Source organism: Methylobacterium sp. J-088 (genome assembly GCF_022829295.1).
Taxonomy (GTDB): Bacteria; Pseudomonadota; Alphaproteobacteria; order Rhizobiales; family Beijerinckiaceae; genus Methylobacterium.
Genome location: NZ_JAKSYH010000194.1, coordinates 1 through 26,128, shown reverse-complemented (window position 1 = coordinate 26,128; position 26,128 = coordinate 1). Strand labels below are relative to the sequence as shown.

At 70.8% G+C, this 26,128-nt stretch carries 28 protein-coding genes; 15 read left to right on the top strand and 13 right to left on the bottom strand.

What is annotated here, in order from left to right; translation table 11 throughout:
- Positions 1 to 64 precede the first annotated feature (64 nt).
- Positions 65 to 1,051, bottom strand: a complete 987-nt coding sequence (locus MKK63_RS21780; RefSeq protein ID WP_244005516.1) for a bifunctional riboflavin kinase/FAD synthetase — start codon at positions 1,049 to 1,051, stop codon at positions 65 to 67.
- Between the two features lie 291 nt (positions 1,052 to 1,342).
- Here MKK63_RS21780 and MKK63_RS21775 point away from each other — a divergent pair, with 291 nt between their 5' ends.
- The 6 genes from MKK63_RS21775 (at position 1,343) to MKK63_RS21750 (ending at position 5,397) form a co-directional block, all read left to right on the top strand.
- Positions 1,343 to 1,726: a response regulator gene (locus MKK63_RS21775; protein ID WP_091719055.1), complete on the top strand. Its 384-nt coding sequence runs from the start codon at positions 1,343 to 1,345 to the stop codon at positions 1,724 to 1,726.
- A 111-nt stretch (positions 1,727 to 1,837) separates the two neighbouring features.
- The gene (locus MKK63_RS21770) at positions 1,838 to 2,371 is read left to right on the top strand and encodes a protein phosphatase CheZ (RefSeq protein ID WP_244005514.1); all 534 of its coding nucleotides are present in this window, start codon (positions 1,838 to 1,840) and stop codon (positions 2,369 to 2,371) included.
- A 98-nt stretch (positions 2,372 to 2,469) separates the two neighbouring features.
- Positions 2,470 to 3,264: a creatininase family protein gene (locus MKK63_RS21765; protein WP_244005604.1), complete on the top strand. Its 795-nt coding sequence runs from the start codon at positions 2,470 to 2,472 to the stop codon at positions 3,262 to 3,264.
- Between the two features lie 68 nt (positions 3,265 to 3,332).
- Positions 3,333 to 4,046, top strand: a complete 714-nt coding sequence (locus MKK63_RS21760) for a DUF1223 domain-containing protein (RefSeq protein ID WP_244005512.1) — start codon at positions 3,333 to 3,335, stop codon at positions 4,044 to 4,046.
- 110 nt (positions 4,047 to 4,156) lie between these two features.
- Positions 4,157 to 4,714 carry a sigma-70 family RNA polymerase sigma factor gene (locus tag MKK63_RS21755; protein ID WP_409564541.1) on the top strand — a complete coding sequence of 186 codons (558 nt, stop codon included), beginning with the start codon at positions 4,157 to 4,159 and terminating at the stop codon, positions 4,712 to 4,714.
- On the top strand, positions 4,714 to 5,397 hold the full coding sequence (locus MKK63_RS21750) for an NrsF family protein (protein ID WP_244005509.1): 684 nt from the start codon (positions 4,714 to 4,716) through the stop codon (positions 5,395 to 5,397). The genes MKK63_RS21755 and MKK63_RS21750 overlap by 1 nt, the downstream gene beginning before the upstream one ends.
- 124 nt (positions 5,398 to 5,521) lie before the next feature.
- On the opposite strand, the gene MKK63_RS21745 is transcribed toward MKK63_RS21750, so the two are convergent.
- Positions 5,522 to 6,013 carry a YcgN family cysteine cluster protein gene (locus MKK63_RS21745; protein WP_244005508.1) on the bottom strand — a complete coding sequence of 164 codons (492 nt, stop codon included), beginning with the start codon at positions 6,011 to 6,013 and terminating at the stop codon, positions 5,522 to 5,524.
- 272 nt (positions 6,014 to 6,285) lie between these two features.
- On the opposite strand from MKK63_RS21745, the gene MKK63_RS21740 reads away from it, so the two are divergent.
- Genes MKK63_RS21740 through MKK63_RS21730 form a run of 3 tightly spaced genes read left to right on the top strand, consistent with a single transcriptional unit; the run spans position 6,286 to position 9,867 of the window.
- A complete protein-coding gene (locus tag MKK63_RS21740) occupies positions 6,286 to 8,562 on the top strand; it encodes a transglycosylase domain-containing protein (RefSeq protein WP_244005507.1) in 2,277 nt (758 codons plus the stop codon).
- 4 nt (positions 8,563 to 8,566) lie between these two features.
- A complete protein-coding gene (locus MKK63_RS21735; protein WP_244005506.1) occupies positions 8,567 to 9,250 on the top strand; it encodes a DUF1214 domain-containing protein in 684 nt (227 codons plus the stop codon).
- Positions 9,238 to 9,867 (top strand): hypothetical protein, encoded by a 630-nt coding sequence (locus tag MKK63_RS21730; protein ID WP_244005505.1) that lies wholly within the window; start codon positions 9,238 to 9,240, stop codon positions 9,865 to 9,867. Before MKK63_RS21735 ends, MKK63_RS21730 begins: the two co-directional genes overlap by 13 nt.
- A 403-nt stretch (positions 9,868 to 10,270) precedes the next feature.
- Here MKK63_RS21730 and MKK63_RS21725 read toward each other — a convergent pair whose 3' ends face one another.
- The 6 genes from MKK63_RS21725 to MKK63_RS21700 all read right to left on the bottom strand — a co-directional run bounded on the left by MKK63_RS21725 (position 10,271) and on the right by MKK63_RS21700 (position 13,984).
- Positions 10,271 to 10,498, bottom strand: a complete 228-nt coding sequence (locus MKK63_RS21725) for a DUF1127 domain-containing protein (RefSeq protein WP_244005504.1) — start codon at positions 10,496 to 10,498, stop codon at positions 10,271 to 10,273.
- Between the two features lie 119 nt (positions 10,499 to 10,617).
- The gene (locus MKK63_RS21720) at positions 10,618 to 11,391 is read right to left on the bottom strand and encodes a helix-turn-helix transcriptional regulator (RefSeq protein WP_244005503.1); all 774 of its coding nucleotides are present in this window, start codon (positions 11,389 to 11,391) and stop codon (positions 10,618 to 10,620) included.
- A gap of 49 nt (positions 11,392 to 11,440) precedes the next feature.
- On the bottom strand, positions 11,441 to 12,211 hold the full coding sequence (locus MKK63_RS21715; RefSeq protein ID WP_244005502.1) for an anti-sigma factor family protein: 771 nt from the start codon (positions 12,209 to 12,211) through the stop codon (positions 11,441 to 11,443).
- On the bottom strand, positions 12,208 to 12,750 hold the full coding sequence (locus MKK63_RS21710; RefSeq protein ID WP_244005501.1) for a sigma-70 family RNA polymerase sigma factor: 543 nt from the start codon (positions 12,748 to 12,750) through the stop codon (positions 12,208 to 12,210). Before MKK63_RS21710 ends, MKK63_RS21715 begins: the two co-directional genes overlap by 4 nt.
- A gap of 207 nt (positions 12,751 to 12,957) precedes the next feature.
- Positions 12,958 to 13,764, bottom strand: coding sequence for a hypothetical protein (locus MKK63_RS21705; RefSeq protein WP_409564538.1), 807 nt, complete (start codon positions 13,762 to 13,764; stop codon positions 12,958 to 12,960).
- 13 nt (positions 13,765 to 13,777) lie between these two features.
- Positions 13,778 to 13,984, bottom strand: a complete 207-nt coding sequence (locus MKK63_RS21700; RefSeq protein ID WP_244005499.1) for a hypothetical protein — start codon at positions 13,982 to 13,984, stop codon at positions 13,778 to 13,780.
- 429 nt (positions 13,985 to 14,413) lie between these two features.
- On the opposite strand from MKK63_RS21700, the gene MKK63_RS21695 reads away from it, so the two are divergent.
- The gene (locus MKK63_RS21695) at positions 14,414 to 14,701 is read left to right on the top strand and encodes a hypothetical protein (RefSeq protein ID WP_244005498.1); all 288 of its coding nucleotides are present in this window, start codon (positions 14,414 to 14,416) and stop codon (positions 14,699 to 14,701) included.
- A 46-nt stretch (positions 14,702 to 14,747) separates the two neighbouring features.
- Positions 14,748 to 15,704 (top strand): glutathione synthase, encoded by a 957-nt coding sequence (gshB, locus tag MKK63_RS21690; protein ID WP_244005497.1) that lies wholly within the window; start codon positions 14,748 to 14,750, stop codon positions 15,702 to 15,704.
- A gap of 10 nt (positions 15,705 to 15,714) precedes the next feature.
- Here gshB and MKK63_RS21685 read toward each other — a convergent pair whose 3' ends face one another.
- Positions 15,715 to 17,250 carry a cation:proton antiporter gene (locus MKK63_RS21685; RefSeq protein ID WP_244005496.1) on the bottom strand — a complete coding sequence of 512 codons (1,536 nt, stop codon included), beginning with the start codon at positions 17,248 to 17,250 and terminating at the stop codon, positions 15,715 to 15,717.
- A gap of 57 nt (positions 17,251 to 17,307) precedes the next feature.
- Positions 17,308 to 18,759 carry a carbohydrate porin gene (locus MKK63_RS21680; protein ID WP_244005495.1) on the bottom strand — a complete coding sequence of 484 codons (1,452 nt, stop codon included), beginning with the start codon at positions 18,757 to 18,759 and terminating at the stop codon, positions 17,308 to 17,310.
- A gap of 121 nt (positions 18,760 to 18,880) precedes the next feature.
- Between MKK63_RS21680 and MKK63_RS21675 the strand changes: the two genes are divergently transcribed.
- Positions 18,881 to 20,479, top strand: a complete 1,599-nt coding sequence (locus tag MKK63_RS21675) for a gamma-glutamyltransferase family protein (protein WP_244005494.1) — start codon at positions 18,881 to 18,883, stop codon at positions 20,477 to 20,479.
- 133 nt (positions 20,480 to 20,612) lie between these two features.
- Here the strand turns inward: MKK63_RS21675 and MKK63_RS21670 are convergent, their stop codons facing one another.
- The 3 genes from MKK63_RS21670 to MKK63_RS21660 all read right to left on the bottom strand — a co-directional run bounded on the left by MKK63_RS21670 (position 20,613) and on the right by MKK63_RS21660 (position 23,248).
- Positions 20,613 to 21,470 (bottom strand): class I SAM-dependent methyltransferase, encoded by an 858-nt coding sequence (locus MKK63_RS21670; protein ID WP_244005493.1) that lies wholly within the window; start codon positions 21,468 to 21,470, stop codon positions 20,613 to 20,615.
- 13 nt (positions 21,471 to 21,483) lie between these two features.
- Positions 21,484 to 21,993, bottom strand: coding sequence for an OsmC family protein (locus MKK63_RS21665; RefSeq protein ID WP_244005492.1), 510 nt, complete (start codon positions 21,991 to 21,993; stop codon positions 21,484 to 21,486).
- A 130-nt stretch (positions 21,994 to 22,123) separates the two neighbouring features.
- Complete coding sequence (locus tag MKK63_RS21660) at positions 22,124 to 23,248, bottom strand: aminotransferase class I/II-fold pyridoxal phosphate-dependent enzyme (RefSeq protein WP_244005491.1); 1,125 nt, start codon at positions 23,246 to 23,248, stop codon at positions 22,124 to 22,126.
- Positions 23,249 to 23,354: 106 nt separating this feature from the next.
- On the opposite strand from MKK63_RS21660, the gene MKK63_RS21655 reads away from it, so the two are divergent.
- From MKK63_RS21655 to MKK63_RS21645, 3 genes are all read left to right on the top strand, one after another.
- Positions 23,355 to 24,620 (top strand): adenosylmethionine--8-amino-7-oxononanoate transaminase, encoded by a 1,266-nt coding sequence (locus tag MKK63_RS21655; protein WP_244005490.1) that lies wholly within the window; start codon positions 23,355 to 23,357, stop codon positions 24,618 to 24,620.
- A 131-nt stretch (positions 24,621 to 24,751) separates the two neighbouring features.
- Positions 24,752 to 25,141 carry a response regulator gene (locus tag MKK63_RS21650; protein ID WP_243916691.1) on the top strand — a complete coding sequence of 130 codons (390 nt, stop codon included), beginning with the start codon at positions 24,752 to 24,754 and terminating at the stop codon, positions 25,139 to 25,141.
- An 82-nt stretch (positions 25,142 to 25,223) separates the two neighbouring features.
- Positions 25,224 to 25,871, top strand: coding sequence for a MarR family winged helix-turn-helix transcriptional regulator (locus tag MKK63_RS21645; RefSeq protein WP_244005488.1), 648 nt, complete (start codon positions 25,224 to 25,226; stop codon positions 25,869 to 25,871).
- Positions 25,872 to 26,128: the final 257 nt, after the last annotated feature.

Below are 26,128 nucleotides of genomic sequence, written 5' to 3'. Positions count from 1 at the left end.
GTCCGCCTCCTGCTTGATGCCGCCTTTCTACACGATCGGCGCGGCCGGCGATCCCCCCGGGACCTCAGTCCAGCATCGACCGGGTTGCATCGCGCGCCAGCAGGGATCGCGCCGCGTCGGCGTCGATGTGCATCCGTTCGACCAGCGCCTCGGCGCTGGCGAACCGCTCCTCCCCGCGGATATAGCCCACAAACTCCACGGCGATCTCCTGGCCGTAGAGATCGCCGGAGAAATCGAACAGGTAGGTCTCGAGGAGCGGCGCCCCATCGTCGAAGGTCGGGCGGCGGCCGTAGCTAGCGACACCATCGCGGAACCGGCCCGATGCCATGCGCACCCGCACCGCGTAGATCCCATGCGCGAGACCGCAATCGGGCACCATCACGTTGGCGGTGGGGAAGCCGAGCTGCCGGCCGCGCTTGTCGCCGTGGCGGACGGGGCCCAGCACGAACCAGCGGTAGCCCAGCAGGGCGTTGGCCCGGGCGATGTCCCCCGCGGCGAGCGCCGCGCGGATCGCGCTCGATGAGACCGGGTCTGCCTCGTCGCCGAGGGCGACCGGCGCCACGATGCGGCAGCTCAGGCCCGCCTCCCGGCACAGATCGGCCAGGACCGCGGGTGTGCCCTCACGGCCACGGCCGAAATGAAAATCGTGGCCGACCACCACGCCGGACAGGCCGAGCGATCCCTTCAGGAAGTCGATCACGAAGGCGTGCGCCCCCGTGGCGGCAAGCGCCCCGTCGAACCGGCGCACGATCAGCCCGTCGAGCCCGAGGCGCGCGAACACGACCTCCTTGGCGGCCAGGCTGGTGAGGCGGAACATCGGCGCGTCGGGGGTGAAATAGGCCCGCGGATGCGGCTCGAAGGTCAGCACGACGGCCGGCCGGCCGGCGTCCCGAGCCGCCGCCCGCACGCTCTCCACGAGGACGCGATGGCCGAGATGGACGCCGTCGAAATTGCCGATCGCCGCCACGGCCCCCGCAAGGTCCGGCGGAACCGGCGCGTCAGGACGGCCGATGGTGAAGGACCGCGCCGCCGTCTCGTCGCCTGAGGCCATTGTGTCGGGGTCGGATACGCGAAAGGTCGGGTTCGGATCGCAGGTCATGCCCGCATGGGGCCGACGCGACCGGACCCTGCCGAAAGGCGCCCGGAGGGTCAAGCGAGGGGCGGATGCCGCGGTGCAACACTTTGGTATGCCATGCGCCGCCGGCTGCAATTAACGGCTTCGCAATGCGCAGGCCCTATTCAAAATCACGTGCGGCGCAGCTAAATTGCAGCCATAGCGAAGCGTTAATCTTTCCGGGAGCCGCCGCGGCCTCCCGCCGGGCAATTACGGAGTAGTGGTTCGATGGCTCTCGACTTGAGCATGCCGATCCTCGTTGTCGACGATTATCAGACGATGGTCCGCATTATTCGAAATCTTCTGAAGCAGCTCGGCTTCGAAGAGGTTGATGACGCTTCTGACGGTACCGAGGCACTGGCCCGTCTCAAGGACCGCAAGTACGGCCTTGTGATCTCGGACTGGAACATGGAGCCGATGACGGGGTACGAGCTGCTCCGGCACGTGCGCGCCGACGAAAATCTTCGCACGACGCCGTTCATCATGGTGACGGCCGAATCGAAGACCGAGAACGTCATCGCCGCCAAGAAGGCCGGCGTGAACAACTACATCGTCAAGCCGTTCAACGCCGCCACCCTGAAATCGAAGATCGAAGCCGTCTGCGGCAGCTGATTGAGATCGATGACACGCGCCCCGCGCCGTCCGCCCGGCTCCCCGATCCTTCGGAAGACGCCCGTACACGGCGCGGATGGTCCGGACGGAGGCCGATCTCAGGAGAACAGCATGTCGTTAGCCGTCCCCCGGCAGTCCGAAGTGCGGTTCCGGGAACCGCAGGCCGTCATCGCCGAGTTGAGCGAGATCGCCGAGTACATCTCCCATCTCCGCGAGGAGATCGGGGCCCTCCGCGCGAACGAGATGAGTCGCGATCGGATCCCCATGGCGCACGAGGAGCTCGGCAGCGTCGTCGTGGCGACGGCCGGCGCCACCAACACGATCATGGAAGCCGCCGAAGCCATGCTCGGCCTGCCCGACGGGCCGGGCTACCGCGAGGCGGTCGAAGAGCGCATCAACACGATCTTCGAGGCCTGCGCGTTCCAGGACATCACCGGGCAGCGGATCGCCAAGGTCGTCGAATCGCTGCGGCTGTTCGAGCAGCGCCTGGCCCGGTTCGTAGGCGCCGTGAAGGCGCGCGACACCGCGTCCACGGACCCGGCCGAGCGTACCCGCCGGGCCCGGGCCGAGGATCTGATGCTCAACGGCCCCCAGGCCGACGGAGCCGTGCCGTCCCAGGACGATATCGACGCGCTGTTCGGCTGAGTCGATTCACTCGGCGGCCTGTCGACTCGCCGGCCCCGCACCGTCTAGAGGGGCCGGTGACCTGTCGCCGCCCGGCGCAGGCGGAGGTCCCGGCAGGCATGGCGGCGCGGCTCTGGTCCGACTTCACCACGGATGACCTGGCGAGCCGCGACATGCGGCGTGCCATTGCGGTGCTGCCGGTGGCCGCCATCGAGCAGCACGGCCCGCATCTGCCGCTCGCGACCGATACGATCATCGCGGAGGGCTACCTCGCTGGCGTGTGCGCGTGCGCACCGGCTGATCTCGACGTGCTGATTTTGCCCGTGCAGGCGATCGGCAAGTCCGACGAGCACGATGCCTTTCCGGGCACGCTCTCGCTGGACACCGGGACGGCGCTGGCCGCCTGGACGGGGATCGGCACCGCCCTCCACCGGGCTGGCTGTCGCAAGCTCGTGATGGTTTCGAGCCACGGCGGCAACAGCGCGATCATCGATCTCGCGGCGGCCGAGCTGCGCGCCCGGCACAGGATGGTGGCGGTGACGACCGCCTGGGCGCGGTTCGGCTACCCGGAGGGCCTGTTTCCGGCCGGTGAGATCGCCCACGGCATCCATGCCGGCGGGGTCGAGACCGCGTTGATGCTGGCGCTGCGGCCGGACCTCGTGCGGACCGACCGGATCGCCGATTTCCCGCCGCGGACGCGCGCGATGGTCCGCGATTTCACCCATCTGCGTGCCGGCCGACCCGCGGCCTTCGCCTGGAAGGCGGGCGACCTTCATCCTTCCGGCGCCATCGGCGACGCGCGCCTCGGCACTGCGGAGGCCGGGCGCGCGGCCCTGGCGCATGGGGCTGAAGCCTTCGTGGCGCTGCTGCGCGACGTGGACGCGTTCGAACTCGACGGGTCGGACCCGGGGTAACCGCCGCCGCCGCGGGGCGAAGGGAAAGGTGCGCCGGATCGATCCACCGGCGCGCAGGAATCTCGTCCATGCGCCCTGTCGTCTCGATCGCCCTCGCCCTCCTCGGTGCCGCCCTCGGCCCGGCCGCGGCCGCAGAACGCCCCGTCGTCGTCGAGCTCTTCACCTCGCAGAGCTGCTCCTCCTGCCCGCCCGCAGAGGCGCTGATCGGGCGCCTCGCGCATGAAGGCGCCGCAATCCTGCCGCTGGCGTTCCACGTCACCTACTGGAACCATCTGAATTGGCGTGACCCCTACGCGCTGCCGGCCGCGACCGCGCGGCAGGAGGCCTATGCGGCCCGGCTCGGCGGGCCCACCTACACGCCGCAGGCCGTGATCGACGGAACGGTCGGCCTCGTCGGATCCGACGAGGCGGCTGTGCGCGGCGCCATCGCGCGGGCCCGGGCGGCCGGACCCGGCATCCCGCTGGCTCTGACCCGCGAAGGCGATCAACTGGTCGTACGGGTCGGCACCGGGAACGGCGCCGCGAAGGTGGTGCTGGTCGGGTTCGATCCGAGCCACACCACCCGGGTACTGCGCGGCGAGAATGCAGGGCGCACCCTGGAGCAGGCCAACGTCGTCCGCGCGATCCGCGATCTCGGCCGCTGGTCCGGGGGCGCTGCGACCTTCGCGGCGGCGCGTCCGGAGGGCGAGGCGGCGGCCGCTCTGCTCCAGGCGGAGGACGGGCGCATCCTCGCTGCCGCCCGCCTCGATCAGGATGGGGTGCAGCGGGAGGCGCTGCGATGATCCTCGCCGTGCAGGCCGGGCTCGCAACGTGCGGCTGGTCGCTGGCGCCGGGCTCCGAGGCCGGGCAAGATGCGGCACGAGCCAGGGGGCGGAACGGCGGCGGGGCCCGGATGGTGCTCGAAGAGGAACTCGCGGGTCTGATGGCGTCGGCGCAACGCGGCGATGCCGCTGCCTATCGCGCGCTGCTGAAGGCCTGCCTGCCCGTCGTCTCGGCGATCGCCCGGTCGCAGGGCGTCCGCGGCGAGGCGGTGGACGACGTCGTGCAGGACACGCTGATGACCGTCCACCGGGCGCGGGCGAGCTACGATCCCGCCCGTCCGTTCATGCCCTGGCTGCGGGCCATCACGCAGCGGCGGGCGATCGATCGGCTGCGCCGGTCGGGCCGCCGCCCCCGGGAGGTCAACGATCCCCTCGCCTACGAGGCCGAGGTCGATCCCGGCCCGGCGCCCGGCCAGAGCCTCGAGGCGCGGGACCGTGCCGCAGCGCTCGCCCGCGCGGTGGCGTCCCTGCCCGATGGGCAGCGGCAGGCGGTCGAGCAGCTCGGCCTGCGCGAGTTGTCGCTCGACGAGGCCGCGGCGCTCACCGGCCGCAGCAAGGGCGCATTGAAGGTCAATCTGCATCGGGCGCTGAAGGCGCTCCGGACCAGCCTGACGCGGGAGGCGGAGTGATGGCTGAGCGTGCCGGCTGCGAAGCCACCCGTCACGACCGGCTCGTCGAGGCACTGGCCGGCGAGCTGGAGCCGGTCCGGCCGCTGCCGGCGCCGGGGATCCGCACGGCTGTGTGGCTCGGCGCGGCGCTGCTGGCCGGGCTGCTGCTGGTGGCCGAGGCCGGCATGACGGGCTTCATGCTGCGCATGCACGTGCCGGATCTCGCCCTGGCGGCCATCGGCGCCGTGCTGACGGCGATCACCGCGGCCTACGCGGCCTTCGCCACGAGCGTTCCGGGCCGCTCGGGCCGGTGGGCGCTGCTGCCGCTGCCGCCCCTCGCCCTCTGGATCGGTGCCAGCGGGTTGGGCTGCCTGCGGGAGTGGATCGCCCCCGGAACCGACCTCCCGGGGGCCCATACGGTCGCGGACTGCTTCAGCTTCCTGATCTGCGCCTCGGTGCCGCTGTCGGTGCTGATCGTGACGATGCTGCGCCGCGCCTGCCCGCTGCGGCCGAACCTGACGGCGGCGCTCGGCGGCCTCGCCGTGTCGGCGGCTGCGGCGGCTCTGCTGATGCCGGTCCACCCGCATGACGCCACCGCGACGGATCTCCTGATGCATGCGGCGGCGGTCGCCATCGTGATCGCGGTGAACGGCCTGGCCGGGGGACGGCTGCTCGCCCCGTCATCGCGCACGGAGCCTGTCTGATCCGGGATCCCGGGTTTCCGAAGGGCTTCAGCCCTTTGGTGGGTTGTCAGGGCGAAGTCCTGACGGATTCCCGGGCTCTGCCCTGGACCCGCGAAAGGTCTCGACCTTTCGAATCCAGGACTTTTCAGCCCGCCTGCGGATCGAGTGCCGGCCAGTCCACGATCCGGTCCGGGTATTCCTCTTCCGAAAACTCCTCCTCGTTGCCGGACAGACGGCCGCGCACCGAGATGCCGGCCTCGTGTACGCTCGCGGCCCGACCCGAGATCAGCGGGTGCCAGGGATAGAGCGGCTCCCCGTCCCGCAAGAGGCGGTAGGCACAGGTCTGCGGCAGCCAAGCGATGGCCCGCACCGCCTCGGGCGTCAGCCGGACGCAATCGGGCACCCGCTTCTGGCGGCGGACATAGTCGCGGCACCGGCAGGTCAGACCGTCGAGCAGCGTGCAGCCGATATCGGTGTGGTGGACCTCGCCCGTGTCCTCATCCTCGAGCTTCAGGAGGCAGCACCGGCCACAGCCGTCGCACAGGCTCTCCCACTCGGCTGGGGTCATGGCTTCGAGCGTCTTGGTGCGCCAGAACGGCTCGGCCGCCCCGTGGCGCACCGCCTCGGGCTTGGGCATCGATGTGGTCTCTCGATCGGAAGGGCGTCTCTCTGCCCGAGCCGGGGCGGCGGAGCAAGCGTGGCCGCAATCCTGCGATTGGGTCAGGTCCCCGCGCGTTATGCCCAAGCGCGTCCGCGGCGATTCGCGAGACTGCGCAGAGCCTCGCCCGCGGTTCCGGATCCTGCTATGGAGGAGGATGCCGTGCGGTGGCCCGGCCGCAGCTCCCGTGTCTGCGGTTCAGACGCTCCACGCCCCGCCGCAGAGGCGCTCGACAAGCCGGGTTCGACATCGTGCGCCTGCCGACGCTCACCGAGATCAAGGTTCGCCTGGAACGGGCCGCCCTCGCCTTCGACGCCTGGGTCAACGCCAGCCTGTACGACAGCGGCCGGTCGACTGGCGAAGCCTATGAGCGCTTCAGGCGGGTCATGGGCCGCTTCGCCGTGCGCGGCTGGAAGCGCGCCGTGCTGGATCTCACCAGCGAGGGCGTCACCATCGGCACCGGCGGCGCCGTGCTGATGCTGGCGTTCGCGCAGCCTGCCTTCCAGCTCACCAGCGAGAACTGGCTGAAGCAGCAGGATCTCGCGGTCACCTTCCTCGACCGCTACGGCACCGAGGTCGGTCGGCGCGGCATCAAGCACGACGACTCGCTCAAGCTCGACGAGTTTCCCGACATCATGATCAAGGCGCTGGTCTCGACCGAGGATCGGCGCTTCTACGAGCACTGGGGCATCGACCCGATCGGCACCCTGCGGGCGCTGGTCAACAACTCGAAGGGCGGCAACGGCACGCAGGGCGGCTCGTCCATCACCCAGCAGCTCGCCAAGAATCTTTTTTTGACGAACGAGCGTTCCCTCGAGCGCAAGATCAACGAGGCCTTCCTCGCACTTTGGCTGGAGAGTCATCTCACCAAGAACGAGATCCTGAAGCTCTACCTCGACCGCGCCTATATGGGCGGCGGCACTTTCGGCGCCGTGGCGGCGGCGGATTACTATTTCGGCAAGCCGCTCAAGGACATCAGCCTCGCCGAGGCCGCCATGCTGGCGGGCCTGTTCAAGGCGCCGACCAAGTACGCGCCGCACGTCAACCTGCCCGCCGCCCGCGCCCGGGCGGCGGACGTGCTGCACAACATGGTGGAGGCGGGCTTCGTCACCGAGGGGCAGATCCAGACGGCTTTGCGCAACCCGGCGACGCCGGTCACCCGAACCCGCGACATCACAGCCGACTACTACCTCGACTGGGCCTTCGGCGAGATCAAGGGCATGGCCGACGCCGGCAAGCTGCGCAACGACCGCGTGCTGACGGTGAAGACGCCGCTCGACCTCGCGATCCAGAAGCGGGCCGACGAGGTGGTGGCCGACACCCTGCGCAAGTCCGGCGACGCCATGGATGTCGACGAGGCCGCCATGGTGATCCTCGATCCTGATGGCGCTCTGCGCGCCATGGTGGGCGGCGCCGATTACGGCGAGAGCCAGTTCAACCGCGCCACCGACGCGCTGCGCCAGCCCGGCTCGTCGTTCAAGCCCTACGTCTACTCGGCCGCGCTCAATTCGGGCCTGTTCAAGCCCGAAACGGTGGTGGTCGACAGCCCGGTCTGCATCGGCAACTGGTGCCCGCAGAACTACGGCCGCTCCTATGCCGGCCGCGTGCCGATGTGGCTCGCGGTGGCGAAGTCGATCAACACGATCCCGATCAAGATCTCGATCGCGCTCGGCAAGGGGATGGGCATCACCCACGAAGCCAAGGCCGCCAAGGCCGGCCGCACCAAGATCATCGACCTCGCCCACAAGATGGGCATCACCTCGAACCTGATCGATACGGTCTCGATGCCGATCGGCTCGGACGAGGTGACGGTGATCGACCAAGCCGCGGGCTACGCGGTGTTCGCCAATGGCGGCTTCCGCGCAAAGCCCTACGCCGCCATGGAGGTGAAGAACTCCTCCGGCGAGGTGATCTACCGCCACGCCGACGAGGCACCCGAGCGGGTGCTCGCGCCCCAGGTCGTGGCCGACATGAACTTCATGCTGAACAAAGTGGTCGAGGAGGGCACCGGCAAGCGGGCGCAGCTCGAGGGCGTGAAGGTCGCGGGCAAGTCCGGCACCACGAACGCCTACCGGGACGCGTGGTTCGTGGGCTACACCGGCAATTACGTCGGCGCCGTCTGGTTCGGCAACGACGACCACACCTCGACCAACAAGCTGACCGGCGGCTCGCTCCCGGCCCAGACCTGGCACGACGTGATGGAGCCGGCCCACCAGGGTATCGAGATCAAGCCCCTGCCGGGGCTGAAGGAAAGCCCCCGTGCCGCCCAGCAGCAGGCCTCCGGTGGTCCCACCGCGCCGATCGATCCCAATGCCAGCGCCTACGGCAAGCTTTCGCGCCGCTCCTTCGAGGTGATCAACGGCCTGAACGGGCTGTTCCGCACGGTCGAGCGTGTGCCCGCCGGCGCAGGCGACGCCCAGAAGGGCGCCCGCAAGCCCGACGACCGCGCCTCGGCCGGCCCCCTCGACAGGGCGCGGGCGATGGCCGAGGGCAGCCGTGCGCCCGGCGGCTTCGTCGAGGTCCGGTGAGCGCATGAGGGACGCGATTCCGGTGTCCGGCGGCCACGCGGCCGCATCCGGGCAGGCCCCGCGTGGCGGCGTGATCCGCTTCATCCGGCGCCTGTGGCGGAAGAGTTCGGTGACCGGGCTCGCCGTCTACGCTTTGGCGCTCGGCGGCGCGCTCGGTCTCGCCAGCGCCGACTGGGCGACCAGTGGCGGTTACCCCTTCGGCGGCGTGCAGGTCGGTGCCTGGACTGCCTGGCCCCGGGCCGGTGCAGCGAATGCCGATCCCTACACCCGCGCGGTCAACGCGCGCCGGGGCGAGATCCCCCTCGCGGTGGGTGAGGGCCTGCTTCTGACGGCGGCTGCGGACGATGCCGGCCAGGCGCTCGATGCCGCCTGCACCTATCGGATCGGCGGCGGGACGCCCCCGGCCCGGGCCTGGACCATCACGGTGGCCGGCCGTGGGTCCCGGGAACCCGGCCGACCGACGCTACGCGAGGGCTTCACCTCCACCGAGGTCCTCCGATCGGCCGAAGGCCGGTTCGCCGTGGTGCTCGCGCCCGATGTTCAGCCGGGCAACTGGCTTCCGAGCCCCCGGGCGAGCGGGCCGGTGCGGCTGGCGCTGCGCCTCTACGACACGCCGGCCGCCGCCAGCGCCGGATCCCTCGACCGGTCCTCGGTGCCGGCCATCACCCGCCTGGGATGCGCATCGTGAGCCTGCGCGTCGTCTACGCCACGCTGGTCGGTCTCGTGCTGGCCGGGATCGTCCATGTCGCGGCGGTGCTGGCCATCCCCGTCCTGTCGGAGAAGGATGCCGTCTCGCGCGCCCGGGCCAGCGAGAACCTGGACCATCCGCAGCCGATCTACACGGTGGCGACGGGCGACGACCCCTCCCCGCCCGAGGCGTGGCTGCCGATTCCGGATCCCGCCGTGGCTGTGGGCGTCTGTGCCTACGATCTGGCCGACGGGCCGATGCGCGTCTCGGCGCGGACCGGGGCGCTGTCCCTGTCGCTCGCCGCCCATGCCCGGCGCGGTGCCTTCTACGCGGTGACCGATCAGGCGGCAGTGCGCGGCGCCCTCGACCTCGTAATCCTCACCCGTGCTCAGTACGACGAGGCGCTGGCCGACGACGACGAGAACGATCCGAGCCGCGACGTGCGGATCGTCGCGCCGGATACGCGTGGCTTTGTGGTGGTGCGCGTGATCGCCGGCCTGCCGAGCCAGCGCCCGGCCGCGAACGCCGCGATCCAGGGTGTCTCCTGCACCACCGACACGGCCACGGACGATGCGCCGGCGGGCAAGGATCCGTCCGGCAAGGGCGCGGGGCGGTAGCGGATCGGGCACCGATCCGTCCGCGCGTTGCGAAGGCTGTGTTGCGTCCGCAGACCGGCACGTTCGACGTGCCGCGGAGAGCCGACGACTTGTCGGTCCAGGAACGCCGACGCGCTTTTCCGACGCGCAGCGGACAGCTGATCGGCGCACCGTCGCGCTCAGCGGATGCCTCGGGGCACCTCATCCGGACCGGAGCGGGAACCCGCGCCTCACCCCGGAAGACGGCTATGTCGTGTGCCGTGCCGCATGGCGACCGGGAGCGGCTCTCCATGCCGCGCCGTTCGATTTTGGGGGCCGACGCGCGCAGGGACACATCGCTTCGGTGGATGCCCGCCCACGATGCCGCCGCGATATCGCCGACGGGGATGCCGATTGCCGGCGGCAACCCGTTGCAGGCTGTGTTTCAGCCCAAAATGGGCTGGAGCGTGAGAGGCGACAGACCCGCCGACGCTCTGCCGGTTTGACCCGCGGATGCGGCCGTGAACGTGCATCCGTTGTCGCAGAACATGCGCAGCGTGCGCCGATCCAGGCCGATGTCGCAGAGCATGGCGTCGTCGAGTGCCGACAGGATCCGATAGTTGCGCGCCGCCGTGCGCGCTTTCCGAGCGGATGTCAGATATGAAAAGATCATGGTCTATACTCCATACGAGCAAAGACGTGCTGTTTGGTCAAACTGCGACCTTGATCATCATTACTATTTCGGTTGATATCGACATCACCCATTCGAATTAAGGGCCAAAAATATTGAAATCAGTCAGGCGATAAGTCTTGCCTGGCGGCGATCGGTTGCGGGCAAAGCAGGAGCAGCCGCATCAGTTCCGCCTGTCGGCGCGTGCCGGTCTTCTCGAAGATGTGCCGGAGGTGGACCTTCGCCGTGTTCGGTTTAATGCCCCGGCGCACCGCGCTGGTGGCCAGGTCGTGCCCGGCCAGGACATCGGCAGCCAGAGCTGCCTCGGCGGGCGTCAAGCCGAACTGGCTCTGCAGGACAGACGTGTCCGGGGGCCGAACCGAGGCCGGATCGGTGAAGCGCAGGAGCACGGTCGATGTGGCGATCGAGCCGACCGGCGCGGGGATCGCACACGCGGCGACGAGGAGCACGCCGTGCTCGCTCACGAGGCGGGCCGATCTCCCGCCGCCGGCAGCACATCCCGCGATGACGCTGCGAAGGGTGACGCCTTGGCTGGGTGACGGGCCGCGCAGATGGCCGCCTTCGAGACGCAGAAGCCCGGCGCGGACCAGGGCGTGCCCGGCGCGATTCAGGAAATGGACCCGCGCGGAGGGGTCTGTCACCGCCACCCCCTGTTCGAAGTTGTCGATGAAGGTGCCGAGCGCGATGTCCACGAGTGTCGGGCCTGCGCAGGAGTGTTCGGCTTTGGCGATGCCTCGACTGCGAAACGCCGCGCCGTTGCCCGGTTCGTGCACAGCATCGGATCCGCCCGCCCAACCTCTGTCCGTCCCCTGCGGGAAGCGATCTGCGATGGCGATCACGCGCGGCCCCTCGATGTCTGGGTAGAACGACATCATTGGAAACCCGGCAAGCCGCGGACTTATTCCCGGGCGCGCGCAGGATCGCTCACCCCTGTCGCGTAATCCGCGACTGGAACAGGTCGATGAAGCTTCGCAGCGCGCGTGCGTTGAGATCGGACACCACCCAGTAGGTCAGGTCGCCGGCGTTCCACCGCAGGATCGTGGACCCCTCCCGGCGCTCCTCACCCTCCGGCGGGCCGGCGGTGGCTGGGACGACGGTGACGCTGATGACGTGGCGGTCGTGTCGATAGACGAGGGTCGGGACGAGCTTGCCTGCGACGATGTCGATCCGACCGCCGATGAGGGGGAAACCCTGGTCCGCCAGATCGGGTGCGTCCGGCGCGAGGAGTGTGCGCCCGTTGAACCAGGGCTTGACGACGTGCCCGTCGGAGGAGGCGATGTCGAACGGCTGCGGCGCGGCGAGCCCTCTCAGGTGGCTGGCGAGCACGGCCTCGCTCGTGGTCGGCGCGGCACCGTGTTGGTCGAGGTAGACGGCGCCTCCGCCGATCGACGCGCCGACGGCGATGCCGAACACCAGAGTCGCGGCGAGCATGCGCCAGGACCCGGACCAGTTGCGGCTCGGGGCGGCGTCAACGAAGCCGATTGTCTGCACCACGCGTCCACGCAGCGATTCCGGCGCTGGCGCGCCCGGCAGCGTTCCGCGCAGGCTGGCCGAGAGGTCACGGAGCCGGTCGGCCGTCGCCCGCAATTCAGGCTCCGCCGCGAGCCGGCGCTCCATGGCGAGCACCTCGCCGGGCGACAACTCGCCGTCGCAATAGGCGCTGAGGAGGAGGAGCGTCTCGTCGTCGCCGGTCATCGTTGATCTCGCGGGAATTGTTCGAGCAGCCTCTGCCGGGCGCGTCCGAGGCGGGACATCACGGTCCCGACCGGCACCCCCGTCACCTCGGCGATCTCCCGGTAGCCGAGGCCGTGGTACTCGCGCAGCACCAGCGCCTCTCGGAATGGGACCGGCAGCGTTTCGATCGCCCGGGTGAGATGCCGCGCGTCGTCGTGCGCGATGAGGGCCGCCTCGGGCGTCTCTGGGGCCTGAATCGAGGGGCCGCCCGTGTCCAGCTCGGCGCGGGCGACCGGATCCAGGTCGTCGGCGAAGACCACCGTGCGGGGCCGGTGCCGCTGCAGCCAGGAGTACCCGGTGTTGCGGACGATGGTCAGGAACCACGCGCGCGCGTTGCCCTCGGCGAAGGTCTCGATCGCCCGGTAGGCCCGGAGACACGCCTCCTGCATTACGTCCTCGGCGTCGGTCGCGTCGCCGGTGAGCCAGCGCGCGAGCCGGTAGCCTTCGTCGAGCCGCGGGAGGATGAGCTGGCTGAAGCGTGCGCGGGCGAGCGGCGTCATCCGGCGCGCCCGGCAGCACCCGTCCCGACAATGTCTTGCGCAGCCATGGATGCGTTGCCTTGCCGTCGTGCGCCCCGATCATCGGACTCGGCAATCCGACCGTCTATTCCCGTAACGGAGGTTGAGCGCTGCAATGTCGTGCGCTGCCTCGGATCCGGATGTCGGTCGTCGTTGGCCGTCCCTGACCGTGCCGGCTCCGGCCGGTCCTCAATTCTTGACGACGAGTGGCGCGGCCTGCGCCACCGGCAGCGGCACCGCTTCGAGCCCGCATCGTGCGGCGGCATCTACGGGCAGGAGCGGGTCCAAGAGGTTACGCCGGGCCGCCAGCATCATGATGGACCGCTCGGCCGTGACCGATTCGGGCGCCGGCGCCGCGGCGAACAGGTGCTCCAGGGCGAAGCGGTAGCGGGCCAGCCGCAGGCCGGCCTCGATCCGCACCCAGGCGATCACGCAACGATTCTCGGCGACGCGCCGGGCCGCGTCCTGAACGTCGGCGACGTCGAGTGTCTTGGCGAAGGGCAGACTGCGCAGGCGCGCGGCATCCGCGTCGATCACCCGGGCGGCCAGCGCCGTGAAGAGCGGGATCAGCCGGGCATCCGCGGTCGCATCGTCACCGAGCTGCCGGTACCGGGAGACCGGCGAGCGCGAGGGCTCGGCGGTCAGAGCGTCGTAGTAGGCGCCGATCTCGTCGTACCGCCAGGTCGGCGGCATCGCGTGGGCGCTGGCGAGGCCCAGGAGCAGATCCTGGAAGGCCGAGAAGGTGCTGGCGGGCTGCACGAACCGCCATGCGCGATCACGCAGGGCCTGCTCGTCGTCGGTCAGCCCGGAATCGAGCAGGAGCCGCCCGCGGTCGTGGGTGCTGAAGCTGCCGGTGGTATCGATCAGCCCGTTCCAGACGCCCGTCCGCGGCCGGCCGAAATCACCGCTCTGCGTGCAGGCGGCGAGCAGCGCCAGCGCCACACAGGCGGGCAGGAGGCGGGCTGGCGCGGGCACGTCGCGGCGCGGCTCTGGCATCCCCCGGATGCCGTCAGGACGCGAGGCGCTCGTAGCGCACGCCGAGGAACAGCAAGATCTCGCCCCGGGGCTCACCCGAGCGCGGGATCCGGCGGGCCCGTCGTGCCTCGGGCCCGGGGAAGGGAATCACGCGGGCGTACGTGGCGGGGGTAGGTTCGCTTATCGCGCCGAACCGGATGCTCGGGCGGTCGGCGGTCTCCAGCGGTTTGAAAGGCGTCATGGTCTCCGGCTCCTGTCGGCGGTCCGAGCGTCCGGCCCGGGCCCTCTGAGGGCGTCGGCAAGGGCTACGACGGCAATCCATCACGGGGTGGTTAACGGACTCTTTCGGCCCGATTGACCGGTAACGAAATCCTTAGACCGGTTGGCCCGCGATTTGCGAAGTCTCATCTGCCCATGGCGGGCGTTTCCTCCCTTCGACTTGCGGCCCTGCCCGAAACCGGGTGGGGCCCTTTCTTATGTGCGCCTCCGCGGAGGCGCCGATCCGGCGCTGCGGCCCAGAGGCCACACTCCGGCGAGCCGGCACCACGTGGCACTCCGTCGAACCGCCGGCGCTTGCCTAGCGCCCGGCGCGACCGATATGCCGGATGCGGGTGGAGGGGGGACCGTCGCATCGGTTCTCCGCCCGATCGAGATTTGAGGACACCGCTGAATGCGACTGGTTCCGGAACGATCCCTGCGCGCCGTCCGCCGCCGTGGGCTGCCTGCGCTGGCACTGCTCGTGCTCGCTGCCGGCCCCGCCTACGCCCAGCGCGAGGACCAGGGCCTGCAGCTCGGTTGCGCCAACGACTATTTCCGTCTCTGCGCCGGCGTCGACCCGAACAGCCCGGACGCGGAAAAATGCATGACGCGCAATCGCAAGCGCCTGTCGCCCGAGTGTCGCGCGGCGATCGGCGACTACGACAAGCGCACGGGCGGCAAGTCGATGTCCGACGAGTGAGACGAACGGCGATCATGATGCGCGGCGTTGGCAAGGGGCGTTTCGGATGGGCCTGACCGTCGCCGTCCAGATGGACCCCATCCAGAATATCCGGATCGCGGGGGACACGACCTTTGCCTTGCTGCTGGAAGCCCAGCGGCGGGGGCATTCCCTGCTGTATTACGCGCCGGACCGGCTCTCGATGCAGGGCCGCCGGGTGACCGCGCGGGTCGAGCGGCTGACCGTGCAGGATGTCGAGGGTGCGCATTTCACCTTGACGCCGCCGGAGCGGATCGACCTCGCCGAGGCCGACGTGGTGCTGATGCGCCAGGATCCGCCGTTCGACATGGCCTACATCACGGCCACCCACATGCTGGAGCGGATCCACCCGGAGACGCTCGTGGTGAACGACCCCTTCGAGGTGCGCAACGCCCCGGAGAAGCTGTTCGTCCTCGACTTCCCCGAGTTGATGCCGCCGACCCTGATCAGCCGCGACAAGGCGGAGATCGAGGCGTTCCGGCTGGAGCACGGCACGGTGGCGATGAAGCCGCTGCACGGCCACGGCGGCGCGGCGGTGTTTAAGGTGACCGAGAAGGACCCGAACTTCGGCTCGATGTTCGACTTGTTCGCCACGACCTTCCGGGAGGCGTGGGTGGTCCAGCGCTATCTCGACCGGGTGACCGAGGGCGACAAGCGCATCATCCTGGTGGACGGCGTCGCCATGGGCGCGGTCAACCGCGTGCCGGCGGCGAACGACATCCGCTCCAATATGGTTCGGGGTGGCGCCGCCTCGGCTTCCGAGCTGACCGAGCGCGAGCGCGAGATCTGCGCCACGATCGGCCCGGAACTGGCGCGGCGGGGTCTGATCCTCGTGGGGATCGATGTGATCGACGGCCATCTGACCGAGATCAACGTCACCTCCCCCACCGGCATCCGGGCGATCCAGCGGCTCGGCGGGCCGGATCTGTCCGTGGCGGTCTGGGACGCGATCGAGGCGAGGGTCGCCGTGCGCAAGGGCGTGTAACCGAGCGCCCTTACGTCTCCGCCTTCGGCGTGGCGCTGAGTTCGGCCCAGTCGAACTCCTCCTCCAGCAGGTAATAGGCGTCGTCGCCGATCCGGCCGCGGTGGCGGAGGGTCAGGACCGCGTCGCGGGCCGCCTCGACGGCCCGGCGCCGGGCCGCATCGGCCGGCAGGCTCTCCGGGGCGCGGCCCTCCTCGTGCTCCTCGGCCTCTGCGAGCGCCGCGCGGAACTCGGCGCGCAGGGCGTCGGTCGCCGGCTCGTCCTCGGCCTCCGCGAGGGAATCCAGCGCCGCCTTGTAGGCGGCCGCCCGGGCGCGTCCGGTCTCGCGCCCCACGGGGTCGTCGTCCTCCAGCTTCAGATGCGCCAGCAGCGGGCGCAGGGTCAGGCCCTGCACGACCAAAGTGCCCAGCACGGTGACGAAGGCTGCGACCACAACGAGATCCCGGCGCGGGAAATCGGCGGGCAGCGCCAAGGCAGCGGCCACCGTCACGATGCCGCGCATCCCCGCCCAGGAGAGCGCCAGCCCCGGGCCGAGCCGGGCTTGCGCCCCCGCCTGCCGCAGGCCGAAACCGCGCAGGCCGGTGGTCGGCATCACCCAGGCGAGCCGGGTCACCACGACGGTCGTGAAGGTCGCCCCGGCCAGGATCAGCGCCTGCTGCGCATCCGCGCCGGACAACCGCTCCTGGATCGGGCCGATCTGGATCCCGATCAGCACGAAGGCCAGGACGTTGAGCACGAACACCGCCGTGTCCCAGACCGCGTAGGAGATCACCCGGGCCCGGGGCGCCGTGATCCCCGGCGCCCGGCGGGCGACCGTGACCGCGAAGGTCACGATCGTCAGCACCCCCGACAGTTCGAGCCGCTCGGCCGCCAGCCAGATCCCGAAGGCGGTGACGAACTGCATCACGATGGCGCTCGCCGGGTCGGTGACCCGCCGGGTCAAGGCGACGAACAGCAGGCCGAGTCCGGGTCCGACCAGGAGGCTCGCCACGACACCGAGCAGGAAGGCCGGCGCCACCTCGGCCGGGTGGAAGCTGCCCGCCGTCGCGGCGGCAACCGCGAGCCGGTAGATCAACAGGGAGGCGGCGTCGTTCAGCAGGCTCTCGCCGCGCAGGATCGTGGCGAGCCGATGGGGCATCGGCGCGTGCTTGAGCACCGCCAGCGCCGCCACCGCGTCGGGAGGCGCCACCACCGCGCCGAGGACGATGCAGGCGGAGAACGGCATGTCGGGCACGATCAGGTGCGCCACGATCGCCACGGCCAGCGTCACCACCACCACGGCGCCGACCGCGAGCCCGAGGATCGGACGCCAGTTCACCGTCATGTCCCGCACGGAGGCGTCGAAGCCGGCATCCAGCAGGACGGGGGCCAGGAACAGCGCGAGGGCGAGTTCGGGATCGAGCCGCAGGTTCGGCACGCCGGGCACGAAGGCGAGGCCGATGCCCCCCAGCGCCAGGAAGGCCGGATAGGGCGCACCCAGGCGACGCGCCAGACCAGCCAGGAGGACGGCGCCGAACAGGACGCCGACGACCCACTCGAAGATCAACATGCTCGTGAAAGAGGCTGGGCAGCGGGACCGTTTCCGGTGCCACCGTCGCAGGGCGGGTCAGTACTGCACGGTGGCGCGCAGCCCGAGCACCGCCGCGTTGCGCAGCCGGCGGCCGTCCGGACCGGCGACGCCCGCGCCCGGGCGGATGATGTACTGCGCGTCCGGCTGCACCGTGAAGCCCGGCACGACCACCGCCTGATAGGTCGCCTCCAGCACCCTCTCGGCGCGGCGCCGGGGACTCGGCAGGCCGGTGTAGAGGATCGTGTCCCGGTCGGCGCGCTGGGCCTCGTCGCTGATCCGCGCATAGGCGAAGCCGATGCCCAGCGTATCGTCGTCGCGGCCCTCGAACAGGCCCTTGTAGGCGAGACCGGTATCCACGTAGGCGTCGATCAGGCTGGACCGGGTCGGCGACCACGCGGCGCGCACGAAGAAGCCGAGACCCTCGTCGTCCTTGCCCGATTCCCGGTACAGGGTCTGATCGTAGATCGCGTAGATCCCGGCATTGCCGCGCACCGGCCGGCCGATGCCGGTGGCGTTCGGGTCGGCCAGCGGCACGCCGGTGATGTCGAAGCGCAGGCTGTCGAACCGGCCGAAATGCTGCCAGCCGCCGAGGGTGATGTCGCCGGGCAGGCCCCTGGACCCCGGTGCGATATTGTAGGCGTAGGTCGCCTCCGCGATGAACAGGGCCGGATCGTTGAGGCGGAAATTCGTGCCGGTCCGGTCGAGGCGCTGCGCCTCCGGATCCTGGCCCGGCCGGTTCGCCCCGGCCGGATCGCCGTCATACAGCCCGACCTGCAGGGAGAAGCCGTTGCCGGGCACGTACTTGGCCCGGATCGCCGGGGCCGCCAGCGGGTAGGCCGGGCCGCCGCTCGGCAGGTCGAGCCCGGTGATCGCAGGCCAGCCGAAGGTGGAATTCACGAACAGGGTCGCGGTCTGGCTGACGAAAAACTCGGTGTCGGCGGCCTGTTGGCCGATGCGGATGCCGAGCTGGCCGTCCATCAGGCTCTGGTCGAACCAGAGCACGTAGAGCCGCGACGCGGGCAGCGCCTCGATGACGCTCGTGGTCAGCAGGTTGCCGACATAATAGCGCGACAGGCCGGTGCCGTGGATGAAGTAGGCGTTGGCATGGACCGTGGCCCCCTGCCAGCCCGCCAGCCGGTCGAGGTCGAGATTGAGCCGCAGGTTCAGGCGATCCTCGACGATCGCGCCCTGGCGGAGCCCGCCGACCGGGTTGCCGAGGACGTCGACGATATAGGTCAGGCTGTATTCGATGCCGCGCGCCTTCAGCACCGGCCGGATCCCGAGGGGATCGGCGAGCGGCCCGAGATAGGGCTCGACCGAGCGGACGAAGCCCCCCGACGCCTGGCTGGTCGTCTCCGGCTGCGAGACCGAGATGCGCGGATCCCCGCCCGCGCCCTCGAAGACGCGCGGCACCTGCTGCTGCGCCGCGGCCGGTGCGGCCGCAAGGCCGAGGCCGATCGCGAGACGGGGCGTGAACTTCCGGAGCATCGGCCGCTTCTGCGGGATGGGATCGGCGCAGCATAGCATGGCGAAGATCTTGTACCTGCACGCCCTTTGCAGGATCCGCGCGCTCGCCTAACCCTGCGGCCCGGACACCACAGGACCCGCGATGCCCGAGACCCCCGTCTTCACCGCCGCCGCCGTCGCGGCGCCCCATCATCTCGCCGCGCAGGCCGGCCAGACCGTGCTGGCCCAGGGCGGCAACGCGATCGAGGCGATGGTGGCGATGGCCGCCTCCATCGCGGTGGTCTACCCGCACATGAACGGCATCGGCGGCGACGGCTTCTGGCTGGTGCGCGAGCGCGGCGGCCGGGTGCGCGGCATCGAGGCCTGCGGCCCGGCCGGGCGGCTCGCCACGATCCAGCGCTACCGCGAGAAGGACTACGAGGCGATCCCCGCGCGGGGGCCGGACGCGATGGTGACGGTGGCGGGCGCCGTCGGCGGCTGGCGCCTCGCCCTGGAACTGGCGCGAGCGCTGGGCGGCCGCCTGCCCCTGGAGAGCCTGCTGGCGGATGCGATCAAGCAGGCGCGGGAGGGCGTGCCGGTCTCGCCCTCGGAGGCGCGCTACGTGCCCCAGGAACTCGACACGCTCCACGACGTCCCGAATTTTTCGAAAACCTTCCTGAAGGACGGAAAACCTTACCCGGCCGGCGAGATCAGGGCCCTGCCCAGGCTCGCCGCCACCCTGGAGCAGCTCGCCCATGCGGGGCTCGGCGATTTCTACCGCGGCGATATCGGCCGGGAGATCGCCGCCGATCTGGAGCGCCTGGGCGCGCCGGTGACCCGGGCGGATCTCGAAGCGTTTGCCGCGGTCGAGCGGGCGCCCCTGTCGATCCGCCGCCGCGACGCGACGCTCTACAACTTCCCGCCCCCGACCCAGGGGCTCGCGGCGCTGCTGATCCTCGGGATCTTCGACCGGCTGAACATCGCCGAGGCCGAGACCACCGCCCATTACCACGGGCTGATCGAGGCGACGAAGCGGGCCTTCGCGATCCGTGATCGGGTGGTGACCGACTTCAACCGCCTGCGGCACGACCCCGCCGGCTTCCTGACGCCGGAGCGCCTCGCCCGTGAAGCCGCGCAGGTGGACATGCGCCGCGCCGCCCAGGTGCCCCTGCCCGATCCGGGCCACGGCGACACGGTCTGGATGGGGGCGATCGACGGCGACGGGCTTGCGGTCTCCTACATCCAGTCGGTCTATTGGGAATACGGCTCCGGCACGGTTCTGCCGGCGACCGGGATCTGCTGGCAGAACCGGGGCATGTCGTTCTCCCTCGACCCGCAGGCCGTGAACCCGCTTGAGCCGGGCCGGCGCCCGTTCCACACCCTGATCCCGGCGCTGGCCGCCTTCGACGATGGAAGGGTGATGAGCTACGGCAGCATGGGCGGCGACGGGCAGCCGCAATTCCAGGCCCAGATCTTCAGCCGCTACGCCGATTACGGGCTCTCCGTGGCGGGCGCCGTCGATGCCCCGCGGCTGCTCTATGGCCGGACCTGGGGGGCGCCCTCGCTCAGCGTGAAGGTGGAGGATCGTTTCGATCCGGCCTGCATCGCGGCTCTGGGCCGGCTCGGCCACGAGATCGAGGAACTCGGCGGGCCCTACATCGATTCGCTGGGCCATGCCGGGATGCTGGTGCGCCACCCCCGCAACGGCCGGATCGAGGCCACGCACGATCCGCGCTCGGATGGCGGTGCGCTGGGGCTTTGAGGAAAGGACAGGAGCCGCTTCGCGGCGCGTCCTCTACCGGCTCCCGGATTGGTGCAGCGCCAGCGGAATGCGGCCCGGGACCCAGCGCAGGAATGGCCGCGACGCGGCTCGAAACCGAGCCGGACGCCGTCCTTCACCCGGCCTGGACGAGCCAGCACGCCGCGCGCAGGCGTACCGCGCCGCCCGACGCGTGCCGGATCAGGGCCTCCGTCACCACAGCCTCGGCCCGCGCCCGGAGATCCGGTTCGGCCTCGCGGACGAGGTGCGAGGTCGGGCCGAGGTTCAGCGCCACATGCGCTGCCGCCGCGGCGGCCTCCGCGTCGGTGTCGCCCCGGCCGAGGATGACGTCCCGGTCGAGCGCCGCACAGGAGACGGTCCCGAACCCGGCGTTCCGCAGCAAGGCCCCGAGCCCGTCCGCATCCGCGAAGCGGAACGGCCCTGGCGTATCGGGTGCCGGGGGCGGCGGCACCTCCGACAGCAATGGCATCACGGCCTCGCGCGGCACCTGAACCCACAGGTTCTCGGGCAGCGCGCGCCAGCAGAGGAAGGTCAGCTGCCCGGCAGGCCGCAGCATCCGGCGGATATTGGCGAAGGCGCGCAGCGAATCCGGGAAGAACATCACGCCGAACCGGGACAGGGCGGCGTCGAACGTGCCGAGATCCGCCTGCTCGACGTCGGCTTCGACGAAGGTGACCGGGGCGGCGCCGGGGGCTTCGCGGCCGACCCGGGCCCGGGCGACCGCGAGGAGCGGCGCCGAGATATCCGCACCCGTGACGCGGCCGGCGGCCCCGACCCGGCGCGCAGCCTCGACCGTTGTCGCCCCCGAGCCGCAGCCGATATCGAGCACCGTGGCACCGAGATTCAGCCCCGCGCGGTCGAACAGCGCCTCGGTCAGCGGCGCGAACACCGCGTCGAGCACCGTTTGGTTGCGGGCCCAGCGCGCGCCGACCTCGCCGTTCCAGTATTCGGTCTGGGTGATGCCGCCGCTCATGATCCCCTCCCCGTCATGCCGTCGTGACGGCCACCGACAACGCGGGCTTGTGGTTGAGCGTCTGGAACACGACGCAGTAGCGCTCGGTGAGCTTCAGGAGCTGCGCCAGCTTCTCTTCCGAGGCATCCGTATCGAGCTTAAAGAACAGGCGGATGTTGCGGAAGCCGACCGGCGCCTCCTTGTCGACGCCGAGCGTGCCGCGGAAATCGAGATCGCCCTCGGCGCTGACCGTGCCGGCCCGCAGCGGGATTTCCAGCGCGGTTGCCACCGCCTTGAGCGTCACGCCTGCGCAGGCGACCAGAGCCTCCAGTAGCATGTCGCCCGAGCACAGCTCCGCGCCCGAGCCGCCGGTCGCCGGGTGCAGCCCGGCCTCCGCGATGGCGCGGCCGGTCTCGACCTTGCAGGCGATCTTGGTGTCGTCCAGCGTGCCCTTCGCCTTCAGGGTGATCATCGCGGCGTCCGGCGCGTTGCGGTACGTGTCCTTGATCGGAGCCTGAAGGGCTCGCAGCGCGCTGGCGTCCATGGGCGTCGTCCTCTTGATCCCGGGTCTCGCCCGCTCGTCGGCGACGGGCGTTGCGGAGCGCCGCGCGCCCCGTCCGGGCCTCGTATAAGTGCGCGCGCGGCGGACGGAAAGCGCGGTCAGAGACGCCCGGTCAGAGACGCCCGGTCAGTCGTGCCACCGCATCGGCCAGCGCATCGACCTGCGCTTCCGCGTGGGCGGCCGAGAAGGCGACCCGCAGCCGCGCGGTCCCGGCCGGCACGGTCGGCGGGCGGATCGCCACCACGAGGTAGCCCTGCGCCTCCAAGGCCGCCGAGATGTCGAGCGCCCGTTGCGCCTCGCCGATCAGCACCGGCACGACGGCGCTCTCCGCCTCGGGCAGGCCGAGGCGGGCGGTGAAGCGCCGGGCGAGGTCGAGGGGCCGGGCGCGCCGCTCCGGCTCGTCTTCCAGGATCGCCAGCGCCGCCAGCGCGGCGGCGGCCGAGGCCGGCGGCAGGCCGGTGGTGTAGACGAAGCTGCGGGCGCGGCTCACCATCAGGTCGATCACCGCTTGCGAGGCGCAGAGATAGCCGCCGTAAGAACCCAGCGCCTTCGACAGGGTGCCCATCTCCAGGGGCGCCCGTGGCCCGTCCTCGACGACGCCGATCCCGTGGGCATCGTCCACCAGCGTCCAGGCATCGTGGTCCTGCGCGACGGCCAGGATGTCGGCCAGCGGCGCCCGGTCGCCGTCCATGCTGAACACCCGCTCGGTGAGCACCAGCGCGCGTCCGTGCCGGGCGCGGTTCGCCGCCAAAATCGCCGCGAGGTCGGCGGGATCGTTGTGGCGGAAGGTCAGCACCTGCGCGCCGGACAGCCGCGCCCCGGCCCACATGCAGGCGTGGGACAGTTCGTCGAGGAGGATGAGGTCGGAGCGTCCCGCGAGCGCCGGCGTGATGCCGAGATTGGCGAGGTAGCCGCTGCCGAAGACCAGCGCGGCCTCCTGGCCCTTGTGGCGCGCGAGCCGCGCTTCCAGCGCGCCGAGATTCGGATGATCGCCGGTCACGAGCCGGGACCCGCCGGCCCCCGCGCCGTAGGTCGCCGCGGCGTCCTGTGCGGCCGCGATCACGCGCGGATGGTGGGAAAGGCCGAGATAATCGTTGCAGGAGAACGACACGAGCGCCCTGCCCTGCCGACTCGCGGCGGCGCCGGAGCCCCGCTCGGTCGGCACCAGCCGCCGCCGCAGGCTGCCGGCCTCCAGGGCATCGAGTTTCGTGCGGGCGAAGGCGTCGAGGCTGTCCATGCAGGGTGATGGGCCAAGCCGGTCGGTCGATGTCAAGGCAACCGGCGCGATACCCGGGCCGGCGCCCGCTTGACCGATGCCGCCTCGGCCGCGCATCCCCCGTGGCATGACGCTCGACCCGTCTCGCACCCACCTCTGGCGCCCCTACACCCAGATGCGCGGGGCCGCTCCGCCCCTGGAGGCGGTGGCGACCCAGGGCAGCCGCATTATCCTCGCCGACGGCCGCGAGCTCGTGGACGGCATCGCGTCCTGGTGGACGGCGGTCCACGGCTACAACCATCCCCACATCGCCCAGGCCGTCGCCGACCAGCTGGCGCGGATGCCCCACGTGATGTTCGGCGGCCTCACCCATCAGTCGGCCGAGCGGCTGGCGGCCCGGCTCGCCGCCCTGCTGCCGGGGGACCTCGACCACGTTTTTTTCAGCGATTCGGGCTCGGTCGCCGTGGAGGTCGCTCTCAAGATGGCCGCGCAGATGTGGCTCAACCGCGGGGTGAGCGGCCGGACGCAGGTGCTGGCCTTCCGCGGCGGCTATCACGGCGACACGATGGGGGCGATGTCGGTCTGCGATCCCGAGGAGGGCATGCACCGCCGCTTCGGCGCCTACCTGCCCACCCAGATTTTCTGCGATCTGCCGCGGACCGCCGCCGAGACCGAGGCCCTCGACGCGGCGCTGGCGAGGCACCGCGACACGCTGGCGGCGGTGATCGTCGAGCCGCTGGTCCAGGGGGCGGGCGGCATGCGCATGCACCCGCCGGAGGTGTTGGCGACCGTCGCCGATCTCGCCCGCCGCTACGGCGTGCCGCTGATCGCCGACGAGATCTTCACCGGCTTCGGGCGCACCGGCACCCTGTTCGCCTGCGAACAGGCCGGGATCGTGCCCGACATCCTGTGCCTGTCGAAGGCGCTGACCGGCGGCACGATGGCGCTCGCCGCCACCATCGCCCGCACGGAGGTGTTCGAGGCGTTCTGGTCCGAGGATCCCGCGGCCGCGCTGATGCACGGCCCGACCTTCATGGCCAATCCGCTCGCCTGCGCGGCCGCCAATGCCAGCCTCGACCTGTTCGAGACTGAGCCGCGCCTCGCCCAGGCCCACGCCATCGCGGCACGGTTCACGGATGGGCTCGAAATCCTGCGGCGCGTGCCCGGCGTGGTCGACGTCCGGGTGCTCGGCGCGATCGGAGCGGTCCAGTTCGCCGAGGCCCCCGATCTCGCCGCCCTCAAGGCGCGGCTGCTCGCCCGGGGCGTCTGGGTCCGGCCGTTCGGCGACATCGTCTACCTGACGCCGGCGCTGACGATCGGAGCGGCGGATCTCGATCGCCTGATCGAGGCGGTCACCGCGGTCGTGACCCAGCAGGCATCCGTGACAGCCTGAGCACAGGAACCGGCCGCCTGTCAGCGGCGACCGCGTCAAGCTGCAACCCGGAACCGTTTCTGGTGTTGGACCTCAGGCTGATGACGCGTGCGGCGGCCCTCGCAGTCGCACGTTGCCGGAGGGAGTACACAGTGGCGAGTGAGCAGACGGGTTCGGGTGGCGATCGGCCGGTGATCCTCCTCGTCGAGGACGAGGCGCTGACGATCATGGACCTCGGCGACGTGCTGGAGGAAGGCGGCTTCGAGACCGTTCAATGTGCGTCCGCCGAGCGGGCGCTCAGCATACTTCAGGCGCGCCCGGACATCTGTGGGCTCGTCACCGACGTCCAGCTCTCGGGCAAGACGGACGGATTCGACCTCGCCAGCTCGGTCGCGGAGGCGCGGCCGACACTGCCGATTCTGATAGTCTCCGGTCGGGCGGCCCCCGACCCGGCCCGCATGCCCAGGCATGCCGACTTCATCGCGCGGCCCTGCACCGGCCAGGATATCCTCGATCGCCTGCAACGCCTCATGCACTGCTGAGCGATCGTCAGTGTGAACTCGTCATCTCAGCGTCACCGGCCAGCGCCACAGGGTCCTGGGCGGCCGGTGACGGAGATGGATCGTGCAGACTCTGGATCTTCCGGCGGCCGCCGGCACAGACGCGGGCGCTCCGGTGGGCGACAAGCAGAAACGTGATCGACACGACAGCGAGACGGCGGCTCAAGAGCTATCGTCCAAGGAGCTGTCGTCCAAGAAGATGCGACCGCCCGGTGTGCGGAGCGTCGGGTGGGCCCTCGTGCAGGCGGCGCGCCTGCACCGCGCCCGCACGGGCGACCGTCTGGCCAAGCTGGGCCTGTTCGCCGGGCAGGAGCAGGTGGTGCAGGCGCTCGCCAGCGCCGGGACCATGACGATGGGCGATCTCGCCGCGCTCCTCCGGGTCCGGCCGCCCACGGCGTCGAAGACCGTGACCCGGCTCGCCGCCCTTGGGATCGTCGAGCGCCGTGCCGAATCGGGCGATGGCCGCGTGGTCCGGGTCCAGTTGACCCCGGCGGGTTTGGCCAAGGCCGAGGCCATCGAGCAGATCCAGGAGGAGGTCGAGGCCGAGTTGCTCGACCATCTCGACAAAACCGACCGTCGTCGGCTCCGCAAACTCCTGCGCAAGGCCGCGCGCGGCCTGGCCGAAGCGGCGGGCGCCGCCGGCGAATCCACCGACGTCGATGCCGAGATCGAGGCCGAGGTGGACGACGAGGTCGAGGGTCTGCCGACCTGATCGGCGCTCGCTGGAGCGCAAGGTCCCACGCGTCGCGCGGCCGGATCACGTCCTGGTTTCGAAAGGTCGAGACCCAGCCCTTTTAAGGTGTTTGGGCTAGGCGCAGGTATCCCACCTATGGCCCTTCTCAATCATCGATAGAGCAAGCGTATTTCCCCTCCCCCTTGCGGGGAGGGGTCAGGGGTGGGGGTGGTGCAGAAGGCACCGCAGCGCTCGATCCTGAGCCACCCCCACCTCCAACTCCTCCCCGCAAGGGG